The organism is Cohnella sp. GCM10012308 (genome assembly GCF_042649185.1).
In the GTDB taxonomy this organism is placed as follows: domain Bacteria; phylum Bacillota; class Bacilli; order Paenibacillales; family Paenibacillaceae; genus Cohnella.
The window spans coordinates 1-14351 of the sequence record NZ_JBHRYU010000052.1 but is presented as its reverse complement, the minus strand read 5'-3'; the positions used below and the strand labels follow the sequence as shown (position 1 = coordinate 14351).

Sequence of the window (14351 nt, the reverse complement as noted above, 5' to 3'; positions counted from 1 at the left end):
TACCGCGCAAGCATGAGCTAGGCAAGCTTCAACGCAATCATTATTACGGGGGGATTCCATTGATCTATGCAAAGAAGTGGATGGGCTATATTTTGGCGTTATCGTTAATTGCTGCCGTGCTCGTGGCTTGTTCAAAAAATGAAAGCGGTAACAAATCATCGGCAACTTCTGCTCCGACGAATGCGCCGTCCCAGGCAGCGCAGCAGGAAGAACTGAACGGGACGATTAATATCACGTTGCCGCAGCAAAGCAGCGAGGTGTGGAACAAAGTGGCGGCAGCTTATATGGCCAAGCACCCTCAAGTGAAAGTAAATGTCGAAATCAAGCCGCTAAACGGCTATAAGGAATGGCTGACCGCGCAATTCGCGGCAGGGGACCCGCAGGTCGATCTCGCCGTGATCAACGAGGTTGCGGACCTGCAGGCCCAGCGGAAATTCGTCAACTACTATCCGTGGTTTGACAAGACCAACCCGTACACCGGCAAGCCCTGGAAAGATAGCTTTAACCTGGAGGCGATGGGCGTCAACCTGGGCGCGGTAGGCGCCGACGATTCCTTGTACGTGCTTAATTTCGAGACGGTACAGATTCTGTGGCTGTACAACAAGGACATTTTCGCAAAACTCGGGGTGACGGAGCCGCCGGCAACGTTTAACGAGCTGATCGAAATATTCAAAAAGGCCAAGGCGGCCGGATACACGCCATTTGCGCTTGCCGGCGATTCCTCCTCCATCTGGTCGGGCCAAGCTGGCTGGCTGATGCGTATTTATCCCGACCAGTACTTCCGGGACAGCATCGAAACGGCGCGCTCCCAGGAAGCGGATTATACGTACAACCCGGACATTGACGACGTATGGAAATACGATGCGGCCGATCCGTACAACGACTCGGAGAGCAAAGTCACCAAAAACCCGATTCGCGTCTGGAAGGCGATCAAAGAACAGCAGGGCGACTACAAAATGGCAGGGAACCCCAAGTGGAAGGCGGTCATGGAAAACCTCAAGACGCTGTTCAGCTACACGCCGGAGGGCTTTTTCGGAACCAATGAGGCCCAGGCCTACAAGCTGTTCCTGACCGGCAAAGCCGCGGTGATGCTGGGCGCGCCTTCGGCGTACTGGCAGCTGCCGAAGGATCTGGCCGATGCCGAGAAGACCGGCGTCAAGGACGGCGTGAAGCCATTCGAGTTCGGCTTCTTCAATATGCCGTCGATGGAAGGCGAATACGTGCAGGCGCCGGCCCGCACGATCCAGCTGCCGATCGGATTCTATGGCCTCGTGCAGAAGGATGCCAAGCAGACCGCGCTCAGCGTCGACTTCATGATGTACCTGACGAGCCCGGAAGGCTACGGCGTCTATGTGACCGCGATCCAGAACAGCCGCGATGCGGCGCTGAACGGACCGCCGGCGCTCAACGACATTACGCTGCCGGAAGAGATGTCCAAGGCGTTCGCTTCGTTCAAGCAGATCGGCAATCTGGAAGGCTTGCAGGGACCGTCGAACACGATTGCGCGCGGGCTTCAGGATTATCAGCCGTCGGTCCAGGAATATGTCAGCCTGGTACAGCGCTACTTCTATAACAGCATGACGGTCGACGAGTACTTGGCCAAGATGCAGGAGCAGATGCTTCGTTATTTGCCGGAAGCGCTGACGTTCCGCAAGCTGGACGTGTCGGATCTGGACAATCCGGAGCGGCAGCCGCCAAAACGGGAATAGAGAACGATCGGCATCCGGTCCGAATCGGTAGGGAGCGGCCTGAGAGGCGCTTCCTATCCGGCCCGGACCGCCGTGCTAAATGAAAGGTGGGGTAATGTTGAGGTTGAGCGCCATGCTATCGGCGGTTTTGAGCGTATTCGTTTTGTTTGCCGTCAGCAGTCCGGTATTCGCGGCGCGCACGCAGTGGACCGCGGGTCAGGCCCAGATCACGTCGCTCTCGGTTCGCGCCGACGGGCAAGCGGTGGCCGTCGGGACCTATGACGCGAAGGTGTCGGTATTCGATGGGGACGGACAACCGTTGTTTGATTTCAAAACCCAAAACGTCGTGACCGCTACTTCATATCTGTCGGACGGGAGTCTGTTGATTGCTTCCGACGACCGCCATCTGTATCGGATCGATTCAGAAGGCAACGTCGTCTGGGACCGCAATCTGAAGCGGCCGGTGACCGGCGTCGCGACCGCCGGCGACGGCTCGGCGATCGTGGCGCTGCTCAAAGGCTCCAAGTCGGCTTACGTATTGGACCAGAACGGTCAGCAGCTCAAAGAGATCGATATCGGCATCCAGCCGCGCAAGGTAGATATGTCCAGCGACGGAGAATGGATCGCGCTGGGCGGTTCCGACCAATATATCTACCTGCTGGATGCATCGCACGAGCAGGTAGGGAAGTATTCGGCGTCCGGCACGATCGATGCGCTGTCCGTCACCGATCAGGGCAGGGTCGTAGCGGGGACGTCCTCGCATCAGGTGTTCATTTTCGATCGGGAGGGCTCCGAGCCTGCGATATTTACCGCTGCGGATTCCGTAACTGCGGTTGCGGCCACCGATGACGGCCGTTATGTCGCGGTGTCGGATTTTGCGGGCAACGACTATGTGCTGGACGGTAGCGGTGCTCAGCTCTGGCAAGCGGCGGGCGGCAAGGACGGCGCGGGACGCGCGGTGGCCGTAAGCAATGACGGCAGCTTGCTGTTCAAGGGCTCGAGCACTGGCTTGATTCAAAAGCTGGAGATCGGCAGCGCCATTGCAGGCGCCAAGCACAAAGCGCTCCAGACCCGCATCGTTGCGCTGGTCGTCACAGTCGTCGCCGCCGGTTTGCTGGCTTGGTTGTTCTACTTTTTAAAGAAAAGCAATCGGCTGGGGATTTTCGGCGCGATATGGCGCGAGCGGTTCAGCTATCTGATGCTGTTGCCGACCTTCGGCCTTATCGGCATGTTTTTGTATTATCCGGCTTTTTCGGGCTTATTCCACTCCTTCTACGATTGGAAGCCGGGCGGCAGGTCCACTTTTGTGGGACTCGCCAATTATAGGCGCATGTTCGGCGATCCCTATGTAATTAAGGGGCTGGGAAACCTGTCGCTGCTGATGATTACAGGGCTGTTTAAGACCATCATCCCGCCGCTTATCGTAGCGGAGCTGATCTACTACTTGCGGAGGAAAGGCGCGCAGTACTGGTTCAGAACGGCCTTTGTCGTCTCGATGATCATCCCGTCGGTCGCAAGCCTGCTGATCTGGCAAAACTTCTACGATCCGAATGTCGGTCTGCTGAATCAGGTCCTGCATGCGATCGGCCTTGGCGGCTGGGCCCACTCCTGGTTAGGGGATCCGCACACGGCGATCTGGGCCATTATTTTCATGGGCTTTCCGTTTATCGGCATCATGTCGCTGCTGCTTTTCTACGCCGGGCTCATCTCGATTCCTCAGGATGCGATCGAATCGGCTAAGATCGACGGAGCCGGCGCCGCCAGAATTATCCGTTCCCTGCATTTGCCGTTTTTGGCCGGACAAATGAAGCTGCTAATCATATTGGCATTCATCGGCATTATTCAGGACTTCGGCAGCATTCTGATCGTGACGCGCGGCGGTCCGCTCGATTCGACGTACGTGCCCGCGCTGCAGATGTACTTTGCGGCGACCCAATTCAACGATCTTGGCTACGCATCGGCGCTCGGCGTGGCGATGTTCGCGATCATTCTCGCGCTGACGATCGTGAATATGAAATTCATGAAATCCGCGACGGATTAAGAGAGGAGGGATGCCTGCATGGCTAAAAGCGCGACGGAGAAGCTGCGGGGACGAGCATTTGAACGGAGCGACGGAACCGGCCACCGATGGAGAGCGCGAACCTCCCAGTTCGTTCTCTATCTGATGCTATCGATCATCCTGCTGGCGACGCTGATTCCGATCTTTTTCATGGCCTTCAGCTCATTAAAAAGCAATGCGCAAATTCTCGGCAGCTTCTGGGGACTGCCCAGTCCGCCCCAGTGGTCGAATTTTGAATCCGCGGCGCAGGTTATTTGGAGATACGTGGTCAATACGGTGCTGTATGCGGTGATCGGCAGCATGGCAGTCATTATGCTGTCCACGCTGTCCGGTTACGTGTTCGCCAAGAAGCAATTCCCGGGCAAAGAGCTGCTGTTCATGATGATGCTCGGCCTGCTGATGATTCCCGGCATTTTGACGTTGATTCCTTCCTACGTGCTGTACGCCAACCTGGGGCTCACCAATACGCCATGGGTCATTCTCATTCAGGCCGCGGCAGGCGGACAGATTTTCGGCATTTTCCTGAGCCGTACGTTTATCGCCGGACTGCCCAACGAGATCTTCGATGCGGTTAAAATCGACGGCGCTGGCGAACGGAAAATTTTGTTCCACCTCGTATTCCCGCTTTCCTTGCCGATTATCAGCACGATTTTCATTATGCAATCGGTCGGTATTTACAACGATTATATCTGGCCGCTCCTGACGATCAGCGATGCGGACATTCAGATGCTGGGCGTCGGGCTAACGCTTTTCATGAACCAGTTCGGCATTACGGATATGGGCGTGCAGTTCGCGGCCTATACGCTTTCCTCTTTGCCGCTTGTCCTGATTTTCTCTTTTGGCATGAAATATTTTATCCAGGGAATGACTTCGGGCGCGATCAAAATGTAGGAGGGGAAACGCATGGGGAAAAGGCTTCTGAAACGGACGATCGTATTAGCCTTGCTCGTCGCCTCATTTCTTTCGCTTGCAGTGAATGTCAAACCAGCCGAGGCTGTATCGACGGAGGGCGCTTTGGATATTACGACGCTGAATAATCTGGTATCGATCAACTATTCGTTATGGTTCGACCCGGTCGTCCCCGCTGGAGGCGGCGCGACAAACGACGTTCAGCGTATTTTGACCGACTCGGGCATTAACAAGACCGCTCCCGCCTGGGGGCCGCTGTACAGCTTCCATTACTGGGCGCAGCCGGCGCTCGGCTACTATCGTTCGGACAATGCGGCGGTCATCCGGCAGCATCTGATCCAGCTGGAGGAAGCGGGCGTCGATTTTATCAATATCGATAACACCAATGCGCGCAGTACATGGGATTCGGCTTATTACGAGAATATCTTTGTCCATCCAGCTACCGTGCTGCTCGACACGATGAAGGCGATGAGACAGGAAGGCCTGCGCACGCCGCATGTCGCGTTCTGGACCGCATCGTGGAGCGACGATCCGAACCCGGCCTTTTCCGGAACCGATATTTACAATCGGTTCTATGCCGGCGGCCAATACGACGATTTGTTCGTCCGGTATGAAGGCAAGCCGCTGCTGCTCGTGACGGACGCCGCTCCGTCTTCGCTGACGGCCAATTTTACGCTGAGGAAAATGTGGGGCTTGCAGACGTCGCTGGCCGATAAGGAATGGTCGTTCCTGCAGCCCCATCCGCAGCCTGTCGGGATGAACGGGACGCAGAAGGAGCAGCTCTCGGTGTCGACGGCATTCCAGCAGTCGTACATGTCGGACTTCGATACGGCTACGCCGCGGAGAGGAGGCATCACGTTCGCCGCTCAATGGAAGCGCGCCTTCGCGGAGCGGCCCAAGATCGTCACCCTGACCTGGTGGAACGAATGGATCGCGCAGCGGTTCGAGGACTCGGCAGGCAAAACCCGCTTCGTCGACAACTTCACCTACGAATACAGCCGGGATATCGAACCCGTCGAAGGGGGACACGGCGATGCCTATTTTCAATTTATGAAACGCTATATTGCGGACTATAAGGCCAACAAACCGTTTCCGCTCGGTTTGGTAGAGGCGACCGTCGATTTGGGCAATTTTGAGACTGGCCAAGAAGGCTGGAAAGCGGGCGCGAACGTGACGCAGGCTGTGCCGAGCTTCTCGCAAGCAGGCCCGAACGTACCTGCCGCCTTCGATCAGTGGAGGCTGCTGGACATCCAGGGCGCGGCCGTGAACGGCGATCAGTGGCGCGGCGTATACCGGGAATTCGAACGGCCGGTGGATGCCGGCGAGTATCGGCAGCTTGGCGTCGCTTTGAATCATTGGAGCGGAGCGCCGGGAGCGACAGGTTATGAAGCGCAGATCGGCCTGACGGCAGAGAACGGTCAGACGCTATCTCGAACTTTTTCGACGACGGGCAACGGCTGGCAGTTGCTCCGGCTTGATATCGGATCCTGGCCTTACCGCGACCAATTACGGCGCATCGATATCAAATTTCATGCGCTCGGAGGCAATCAACCTTGGGCGGGCAAGTTTTTTATCGATCAGGTACAGCTGTTAAAAAACGAGTACAATTTGGGCGATTTTGAATTCGGCACGGAAGGATGGACCGCTGGCAGCCATGTGAGCGCCGTGTCGGCGGTAGCGGGCGGGGATTCGACGACGCCAGCTCCGTATAGCGGCGCCAAGCTGCTCAGCGTGCAGGGCGATGCCGCAAACGGATCGATGCCGAGGCGCATCACCAAGCTGTTTACGACGCCGCAGAACTGGTCGGCTTTCTCGTCCTTCAAGGTCGCGCTCAGCGGCTGGGCCGGCGCGCCGGGGGCGATCGGGTACACGGCCCGCATCACGCTTACTTCCGAATCGGGAGCGACGCTCAGCAAGCCGGTCGCCATTCCCAATCCTTCGGGCTGGCAGGAGCTGACGCTTGGCCTGAGTTCGTGGCCCTACAAGCATGCGGTCAGCCGGATCGACATCGACTACATCGCGGTCGGCGGCAACCAGCCCTGGTCGGGGAAGTTTTTCATCGATGCAGCCAGACTAAGCAAAACTTGAAGATGCAAGCCTGTTTCATTGCCGCAATTGGCGCGAGGTCCCCTGAAGAGACGCTGTTCAGCGTCTCTTTGCCGCGTTTGGCGGCGAGTTCTCCCGAAGAGACTAACGCCAAGGTTCGGCTACGCTTCAACGTTAGAAGGGCTTACAGGTCGGTTTCTTCTTTTTTTATAGGCAAACAAATCGTTCGATGCAGCGAAACGCAAACTCAGGCCGTCTAATAGGTTGGAGGTGACGATCGCATGAAGCCGGCCGGCTTAAGCTCCAAACAAAGCTTTTCGCAAGATCCAGCCGAGGCGCTGGAGCAGCTTATGGAAGCGCACGGGACAGTCGTTATGCGTACCGCTTATTTTTATACAAGGGATCGGCATCTTGCGGAGGATATCAGCCAGGAGGTATTCCTGCGGGCTTACCGGAATTGGACGTCCTTCCGGGGAGACAGCGCCGTAAAGACATGGCTGACGACGATCTGCGTCAATGTATGCCGGGACAAGACGGGCGTGCGGATGTATACCGAACAGCCGACCGACCCGATCAGATTGGAACAAGACAGAACGTTTAACGTAGAGGACGAGGCGCTTGAAAGGCTGGAGAAGAGCGAGGTGCTGCAGCATGTGCTTCGTTTGCCGGTCCCGTTCCAGGAAGCTTTGTACCTGTACTACTATCTGGAGCTTACGACCAAAGAGATTGCGGAAGCGACGGCTTCTCCGGAAGGAACGGTACGCAACAGGCTGCATCGGGCGCGCGAGGCGCTGGCCCGGGCGATGAACAAGGAGGAGACCAAACATGACGGATATGGATCGTGAATTGCGTCTGCATTTGGCCAAGGAGGCAGACGACGTACTCTTTTCCGAAATAGAATTGACGGAACGGCTCAAACAGAACATTCGGCAGAAAGCGGCTTCGGCGCAAACGGGCCGCAGACGCGTCTCTAGAAACGTATGGGCGGCAGGCGTGGCGGCAGCGGCTTTGGCGGTATTTCTGACGTTAGGGCTGCCGACGCTTCAGCACACATCCGCGCCGGGGCCGGCGCAGAGCCCGATCGGAGCCTCGCCTTCGTTGGACGCGGGCAATGCCGGTAATACTGGTAATGTCGGTAGTACTGGTAATGCTGGTTCTTCCGGATCTCAGCTCTCGCAACTGGTCACGACGTCATTCGGCACCGCCGAAGAAGCAAAGGCTTCGTTCGGGGCGAACATGCTTGCTCCGGAGGCCGTACCGGAAGGCTTTGCGCTTACTGATATTCAAGGGGCGGGGATGGCGGGCGAACCGCTTAGGGACGTGGTTTTCTCCTACGCCACGGCATCGGGAGACAAGACGATCACGTTCACCGCGAGCCGCATGACTGCCGTATTCCCGGCGGAAATGTTTACGGCAACGCAGGTCAACGGTACGGACGGATTCGTATTCGCACAGCCCGAGCTTACCGAATTGTACTGGATGGAGGACGGCATCCAATACGGCATCGTCGGTCACGTCACGTCCGACGAAGCGATGAAAATCGCCGAAACGGCAAAGCGCTAGTACCGAAATAACATATGCCCTTGCAGCACGGATACGGACGATCCGGCGGCAAGGGCGCATGGTTTTGTTTATGGGGAAGGCTGCCCTTGGCCGGTGACCGCGGCCACGACATCGTCGATCTTCATGCCGTCGGCAATCGGGCCGCTGAGCATCCAGTGTCTGGCGGACAGCTTGTACGAATGCTTCAGCTTTACCGCCGGAATGGATTGCCAGACTTGCAATTTCTCGACGCCCGTCACGACTTCAAGCGCTTTTTTGAAGTCTATTTCTGGAGACAGGGAACCGCCGGCCGTCGTGAACAAATAATCGGCGTCGAATTCCGGCAGCTTCTCGAGGGACAAGGTGCTGGCCGAGGTATCCTCCGCGGATTCATTCTGAGACTCCGTCACGAATGCCGCAGGCGACAGGCCCAGATCGTTGTACAGGACGCTTCCGTAGGCGAAGCGGGGCAGGAACAATTGAAGATCCTTTTCCGAAGGCCGGATCAAGGCGACCGTCTTGTCCGTGCCAATGGCCTGCACGATCGAATCGTGGGCTTGCGCCAGCTTTTCGTCGTAAGCCTGGATGACCGTATTCGCTTGATTTTCAAGGCCGAGCGCTTGACCAATCTTGACGATGCTCGTTTTCCATTCGTCGCGGTCGTAGACCAATGTCGGCGCAATGCGGGAGATTTTATCGTAAGCTTCCTGATCCGGAACCAAGCCGCTAAGCACCAGGATCAAATCCGGTTTCTCTGCCAGGATCGCTTCGTAATTGATTCCGGCTCCCGCATACAAGAGCGGGACGTTTTTTTCCTGCAAGCGGTCATACAAATAGTAGCCTTCCATTCCGTTCGCCTGGACGAGCGGAACGTCAAGCGCAAGCAGCATATCTTCCAGGCCGATGCTGACGATCCGCATAGGCTGGGCCGGAATGGCCGTCTCGCCGAATATATGCTGGACGGTTTTCGTAGATTCCCCAGCGGCCGCCTCGGCCGCCTCGCCTGTCGTTTGCGTAGCTGCGCCGCCTGCCTGATTTTCGTTCTTCCCGCATGCGGCGACCATAACAACCGCCAATAGAAGCAGCAGACCCAGGAACCCGAGCCTCCGTTTGTATCCGATCCTTGTTGTGCCCGAATTGCCGTTGCCGTTCGACACTTTCATGCCCCTCTCGCCCTGTTATTGATAATCATTATCAATTGAAAGTATATAGGAACGTTCCGGATCTGAGAATATACGAGGGTGCTGACTTCCTTCGCCTGCTCCGCACGATCGTCCAAGCGAGCCTTCAGCTCGTAAGGCCGCCGGAAGCCAGCTGCTCCAGCATCTGTCCGTGGTTGAACGCCGCGTACTCTCCCCAAGGAAATTCGAACCATGGCATCCCGGGCAGCCGGAACACCGCGCGTTCTCGCACGGCCCCAAGGCGCCGCCACGCTTCCGTTCGCGGGAGCCGCTCCCAGGCCGCTTGGGAGGCGGTGTCCGCATTGATGCACACGACAATGTTGGCAGCCGAATATCGTTCGAGCTGTTCGACCGTCACGGGGCGCAGCCAGACTTCGCCATCGGAGACGCCCTCCGGAAGGCCGACGCCTAAATCTTCATAGAATACGGTCGCTGCGCGCCGGCCTACGACAGAAAGCCGCTGGCCGGTAATTTTCAGAATCAGGGTGGCCTGCTCGCGGATCGCAGCCGGCAGCGTCTGCTTCACTTGATTCGCGCGCCGATCGTAACGGGAGAGCCAACTTTCCGCTTCCTTCGCTTTGTCCATATACGCGGCGACCGTGCGCAAATGACCGCGCCAATCCGTTTCTTCCCATGGAACAAGCAGCAGGGGGGCGATCCGCTCCAGCGCCTGACGCTCTTCCTCCGGCAAGTTGTAATCGAGAGCGACGATGCAGTCCGGTCTGGCGCGGGACAATGCTTGTCTGTTGAATTCGTAATCGTGGCTTAGCAGAACTTTGACATCCGTCTTGTATTTTTTCCGGTAATAATCGTTCCAGAAGTGATCGATCGGGGCCGCATGCGGAATGATCTGTAAAGGAAGGAGCTGACCGATATTGGCCCAGCTGTATGCGGCAACCTTCCATGCCCGGTTCCGGATGTAGACGCTTGGCGCCAGACCGCTCCATTTTTTAAACTGGCGGCTGAAGTAGGCGGCGTCGGCATAGCCGACCCGTTCCGCAACGTCGCGCAGCGACAGTTCATGTCGCTCCTCCATCAGCCGCTTCGCCTCCTTGAGTCGCAGTTCCGCGGTATAATCGCCCACGCTTTTGCCGACCATTTCCTTGAACAGGCGCATGAAATGGTAGCGGCTTAGTCCGGCCAGATCTGCAAGCCGATCGACCGGAACGGCTTCGGCGAACCGTTCATCCAATTCGCGCCTCGCGCGCTCCAGATCCGTCGCCGCGCCGCGGAGCCCGCTGCCGAGTACCATGCCCAGCAATTCATAAAAGGCGGCATCGCCGCGCAGCCGGTTCGTGACGTTCCCGCTGTCCATGCAGCTTTCGATCAGCCTGCATTTGTCCATAACCGGTCCGACGGGCAGAAAACGGAATTCGCCCGCTATCGGAGATACCGGATCGCAAGATTCATTCTCTTGAACGGTTTTCTCGTCATTGTCCGCTATAAAGCCAGCGAGAAAACGCAGGAGATAACCTCCTTGTCCTCCGGGATCGCGGTCGATCCATTCCACGCGCTGCTCCGACGAACCGATCCACACGCCTCCTGCTCTCAGAGGACAAAATTGTCCTTCAATGACCAGGCTGCCCGTATGGCCCTCCGCCGCAACCAGCCAATATCCTTCGGCAGGCGAAAGTCCGGTTTGCAGCTGAGTCTGGTTTCCCGTCAACCGCTCGATGCCGGTCAGCTTGAGCCAAACGCGATTCAGCCATTCGACGCGATTCTTTTGTATGTCAGCCGTTTCTCTCATCGACATCGTAAGGCTCCCGTCTATTTATTCGTTTCGGATATGGCCATCATAGTTGATAATCATTCTCAGTGTCAAAGAGAAGTAGCGTTCGATGAGCGGAATAATGCGTATCTGCGAGGGCGTGGAAAAATTAACGGAAACAGCAGTAGTGTCAGAACGGCTCGAACTGAAGCTTCTTGCTTCACAGAGCAAGCTCCGCTGGCTGTATAGAAGAAGTTCTATATAGTGACACTTCATGGGATCGCGCCGGCAATCGAGGCAAAGAGACGCTGTACAGAGCCACATGGCTGGATCGCGCCGGCAATTGAGGCGAAGTGACGCTGTATAGCGCTACATGGCTGGATCGCGCCGGCAATCGAGGCAAAGAGACGCTGTACAGAGCCACATGGCTGGATCGCGCCGGCAATCGAGGCGAAGTGACGCTGTATAGCGCTACATGGCTGGATCGCGTCGGCAATTGAGGCAAAGAGACGCTGTACAGCGCTACATGGCTGGATCGCGCCGGCAATCGAGGCAAAGAGACGCTGTACAGAGCCACATGGCTGGATCGCGCCGGCAATTGAGGCAAAGAGACGCTGTACAGAGCCACATGGCTGGATCGCGCCGGCAATTGAGGCGAAGTGACGCTGTATAGCGCTACATGGCTGGATCGCGCCGGCAATCGAGGCAAAGAGACGCTGTACAGAGCCACATGGCTGGATCGCGCCGGCAATCGAGGCAAAGAGACGCTGTACAGCGCTATATAGCAGGACCGCGCGCCGGCACCGAAGCAAAAATCAAGAAACCCCGCCCCGGAACAGCCTCCGATACTGCTGCGGGGAAATGCCCTGCCACTTTTTGAACACATGGCTGAAGTTATGCAGGTCGTCGTAGCCGACCAACGCGCCGATTCGCTCGATTTTTTCGTCCGTCTCGAGCAAGTAGCGCTTGGCCGCTTGATGGCGGAGCCTTTGCAAATATTTTTGGGGCGATTCGCCGAACAACTGCTTGAACAAGCGGATAAAGTAATCCTCGCTGACGTTAAGCGTGCGGGCCAACGTCTTGTTCGTATGCGGCAAATGGAGGCTCTGCTGCAGATCCGCCTTCAGCTCAAGCAGCCGTTTCTGATAGGCGGTGACGTTCTGGCGCTGCGGCTCGAGCGAGAGGCCGACCAGCGTGGCCAGCACGAGCTGCATGTAACCGCGGCAGGCGAGCGAAGCGGCGGTGCGTGTGGCGTGGAAGGCTTCCGCGGCTTGCTCCAGCCAGTTTACGAGCTCTTGGGGAACGGAACGGTAGCGGCGAGCAAACACAAGACTCCCGTCTGCGGCGGTGGGCCAATAACAGATCCGATCTCCTTGCTCATTCCCATCCTGGATGACCAATTGATGCTCGAAGGAGATGTCCAGCTCATCGTACAGGTCAAAGTGCAGGCCGAGCAAGCGGGTGTCCGGCGTACCGGCCAGCTCGATCCGATGACGGACGGCCGGAGGCAGCAAGAGCAGGTCCCCCGCGAAAAAAGGAAGCGGAGCGGCTTCGTCCTCGAAATGGACACGGATGCTGCCGGCGTATACGTACATCAGCTCGCTGTCGTACAAGCGGCGCATACTGCCCGGCAATGGCGGAATGCGTTGATATTCGGCGTAGTGTACGCTCGGCGCAAAGGCGCGGACGTCCAACGGTCTCGTGCGAGGCTGCTTGAAAACTGTCGGCATGTTTCACATCTCCTGCGGGAACGGAAATTCACAACTCGAATTCGATGAACGACAAATACAAGCTGTCAGGCTCATGATAGCATAAACGTGTCTAACAGGAATTCACAATTTTCGAAGGAGAGATGGATACATGCCAGCTTCGTCGGCTAAGGTCCGGATCGGCGTCATCGGATTGGGACATCGGGGGAGAAGTCTGTTCGAGCTGCTTCAAGGTATGGACGACGTCGAGGTCGCAGCGGTAAGCGATCTCCATGAGGATAGACTGCAATTAACCATGGAGGCGGCGCAGGCCGCTTCGAAGCCGATGCCTGCTCTCTATCGGAACTATAAAGAGCTGCTCGCGCGGGACGATATTCAGGCCGTCATCGTGGCATCCTCCTGGACGAGCCATGCGGAGATCGCCGTCGCGGCGATGCGGGCCGGGAAATATGTCGGCTCGGAAGTCGGCGGCGCGGCATCCATCGAGGAGTGCTGGGAGCTGGTGCGGACCTCCGAAGCGACCGGCGTGCCGTGCATGCTGCTGGAAAATTGCTGCTACGGACGCAGCGAAATGGCCGTGCTGAACATGGTCAGACAGGGGCTGTTCGGCGAACTAATCCATTGCCGCGGCGGCTATCTGCACGATCTGCGCGAGGAGGTGGCGACGGGCATCGAGAAACGTCATTACCGCATTCACAACTACCTGAATCGCAACGGCGATCTGTACCCGACGCACGGCTTGGGCTTGCCTGCAGCCTGCCTCAACATTAATCGCGGCAACCGCATCGTGAGCGTCACCTCGATCGCGTCCAAGTCGCGGGGAATTAACGAATGGGCCGGCGAGCACCTCGGACCGGCGCATCCCGCAGCGCGTTCGCCGATCGAGCTTGGCGACATCGTTACCACGATGATGAAGTGCGCGCACGGCGAGACCATTCTGCTGACGCACGATACTTCCTTACCCAGACCGTATTCCAGGGCCGGCCAGATTCAAGGAACGAAGGGCGTCTGGATGGAGGACGGCAATTCGGTTTATATCGAAGGAACCAGTCCGCCGCATGAATGGGAATCGTTCGATTCGTACCTGGAGCAACACGAGCATCCGGTGTGGAAGCGATTCTTGAACGACGGCGTTAAGGGCGGACACGGGGGAATGGACTATTTGGTCCTGCGCGACTTCGTCGCGTGCGTAGCCGCCCGATCGACACCTCCAATCGATGTGTATGATATGGCTACCTGGATGGCGGTGACCGTGCTGTCCGAGCAATCTGTGCACGCCGGCGGGGCGCCGGTCGCATTCCCTGACTTTACGAACGGCAAATGGATCGAGCGCAGCGAGCCGATGTTGGCTTCCACTTTTGCTTCCCAAGCTTGACCTGTTCGAATGGGGCTGTCCCAAAAGCCCTTTGAAGTTGAAGCAACAAGCTGAAATGAAGCCGAAATAGCCAAACGGGACGAAGCAGGGGAGTTTCCTGCTTCGTCCCGTTTGCGTTTTTGGTCGATGGCGAC

General features: G+C 57.3%; 11 protein-coding genes. 8 read left to right on the top strand and 3 right to left on the bottom strand.

All coding sequences use genetic code 11. The features are described 5' to 3' along the window. The first annotated feature begins 59 nt into the window (after positions 1–59). The 6 genes from ACFOTD_RS32535 (at position 60) to ACFOTD_RS32510 (ending at position 8265) form a co-directional block, all read left to right on the top strand. Entirely contained in the window at positions 60–1709 is a 1650-nt protein-coding gene (locus tag ACFOTD_RS32535) for an ABC transporter substrate-binding protein (RefSeq protein WP_378124154.1), read from the top strand. Between the two features lie 94 nt (positions 1710–1803). Next, positions 1804–3729 (top strand): ABC transporter permease subunit, encoded by a 1926-nt coding sequence (locus ACFOTD_RS32530; protein ID WP_378124153.1) that lies wholly within the window; start codon positions 1804–1806, stop codon positions 3727–3729. Between the two features lie 18 nt (positions 3730–3747). After that, complete coding sequence (locus tag ACFOTD_RS32525) at positions 3748–4638, top strand: carbohydrate ABC transporter permease (protein ID WP_378124151.1); 891 nt, start codon at positions 3748–3750, stop codon at positions 4636–4638. A 12-nt stretch (positions 4639–4650) separates the two neighbouring features. Continuing rightward, positions 4651–6744, top strand: coding sequence for a hypothetical protein (locus ACFOTD_RS32520; protein WP_378124149.1), 2094 nt, complete (start codon positions 4651–4653; stop codon positions 6742–6744). A gap of 239 nt (positions 6745–6983) precedes the next feature. Further along, complete coding sequence (locus ACFOTD_RS32515; protein ID WP_378124147.1) at positions 6984–7547, top strand: RNA polymerase sigma factor; 564 nt, start codon at positions 6984–6986, stop codon at positions 7545–7547. Beyond that, positions 7528–8265, top strand: coding sequence for a hypothetical protein (locus ACFOTD_RS32510; protein ID WP_378124145.1), 738 nt, complete (start codon positions 7528–7530; stop codon positions 8263–8265). Before ACFOTD_RS32515 ends, ACFOTD_RS32510 begins: the two co-directional genes overlap by 20 nt. Positions 8266–8333: 68 nt before the next feature. Here ACFOTD_RS32510 and ACFOTD_RS32505 read toward each other — a convergent pair whose 3' ends face one another. Then, positions 8334–9407, bottom strand: a complete 1074-nt coding sequence (locus ACFOTD_RS32505) for an iron-siderophore ABC transporter substrate-binding protein (protein ID WP_378124144.1) — start codon at positions 9405–9407, stop codon at positions 8334–8336. A 124-nt stretch (positions 9408–9531) separates the two neighbouring features. Then, positions 9532–11178: an AraC family transcriptional regulator gene (locus tag ACFOTD_RS32500; RefSeq protein ID WP_378124143.1), complete on the bottom strand. Its 1647-nt coding sequence runs from the start codon at positions 11176–11178 to the stop codon at positions 9532–9534. A gap of 308 nt (positions 11179–11486) precedes the next feature. Here ACFOTD_RS32500 and ACFOTD_RS32495 point away from each other — a divergent pair, with 308 nt between their 5' ends. After that, positions 11487–11633 (top strand): hypothetical protein, encoded by a 147-nt coding sequence (locus tag ACFOTD_RS32495; protein ID WP_378124142.1) that lies wholly within the window; start codon positions 11487–11489, stop codon positions 11631–11633. 315 nt (positions 11634–11948) lie between these two features. Here ACFOTD_RS32495 and ACFOTD_RS32490 read toward each other — a convergent pair whose 3' ends face one another. Beyond that, a complete protein-coding gene (locus tag ACFOTD_RS32490; RefSeq protein WP_378124141.1) occupies positions 11949–12863 on the bottom strand; it encodes a helix-turn-helix domain-containing protein in 915 nt (304 codons plus the stop codon). A gap of 130 nt (positions 12864–12993) precedes the next feature. Here ACFOTD_RS32490 and ACFOTD_RS32485 point away from each other — a divergent pair, with 130 nt between their 5' ends. Continuing rightward, positions 12994–14217 carry a Gfo/Idh/MocA family protein gene (locus ACFOTD_RS32485; RefSeq protein WP_378124140.1) on the top strand — a complete coding sequence of 408 codons (1224 nt, stop codon included), beginning with the start codon at positions 12994–12996 and terminating at the stop codon, positions 14215–14217. The last annotated feature ends 134 nt before the right edge of the window (positions 14218–14351 follow it).

Coding starts and splice junctions, on each gene's coding strand:
- ACFOTD_RS32520 (WP_378124149.1), top strand. CDS start 4,651: ATGGGGAAAAGGCTTCTGAAACGGACGATCGTATTAGCCTTGCTCGTC.
- ACFOTD_RS32485 (WP_378124140.1), top strand. CDS start 12,994: ATGCCAGCTTCGTCGGCTAAGGTCCGGATCGGCGTCATCGGATTGGGA.
- ACFOTD_RS32525 (WP_378124151.1), top strand. CDS start 3,748: ATGGCTAAAAGCGCGACGGAGAAGCTGCGGGGACGAGCATTTGAACGG.
- ACFOTD_RS32510 (WP_378124145.1), top strand. CDS start 7,528: ATGACGGATATGGATCGTGAATTGCGTCTGCATTTGGCCAAGGAGGCA.
- ACFOTD_RS32490 (WP_378124141.1), bottom strand. CDS start 12,863: ATGCCGACAGTTTTCAAGCAGCCTCGCACGAGACCGTTGGACGTCCGC.
- ACFOTD_RS32505 (WP_378124144.1), bottom strand. CDS start 9,407: ATGAAAGTGTCGAACGGCAACGGCAATTCGGGCACAACAAGGATCGGA.
- ACFOTD_RS32500 (WP_378124143.1), bottom strand. CDS start 11,178: ATGTCGATGAGAGAAACGGCTGACATACAAAAGAATCGCGTCGAATGG.
- ACFOTD_RS32530 (WP_378124153.1), top strand. CDS start 1,804: ATGTTGAGGTTGAGCGCCATGCTATCGGCGGTTTTGAGCGTATTCGTT.
- ACFOTD_RS32515 (WP_378124147.1), top strand. CDS start 6,984: ATGAAGCCGGCCGGCTTAAGCTCCAAACAAAGCTTTTCGCAAGATCCA.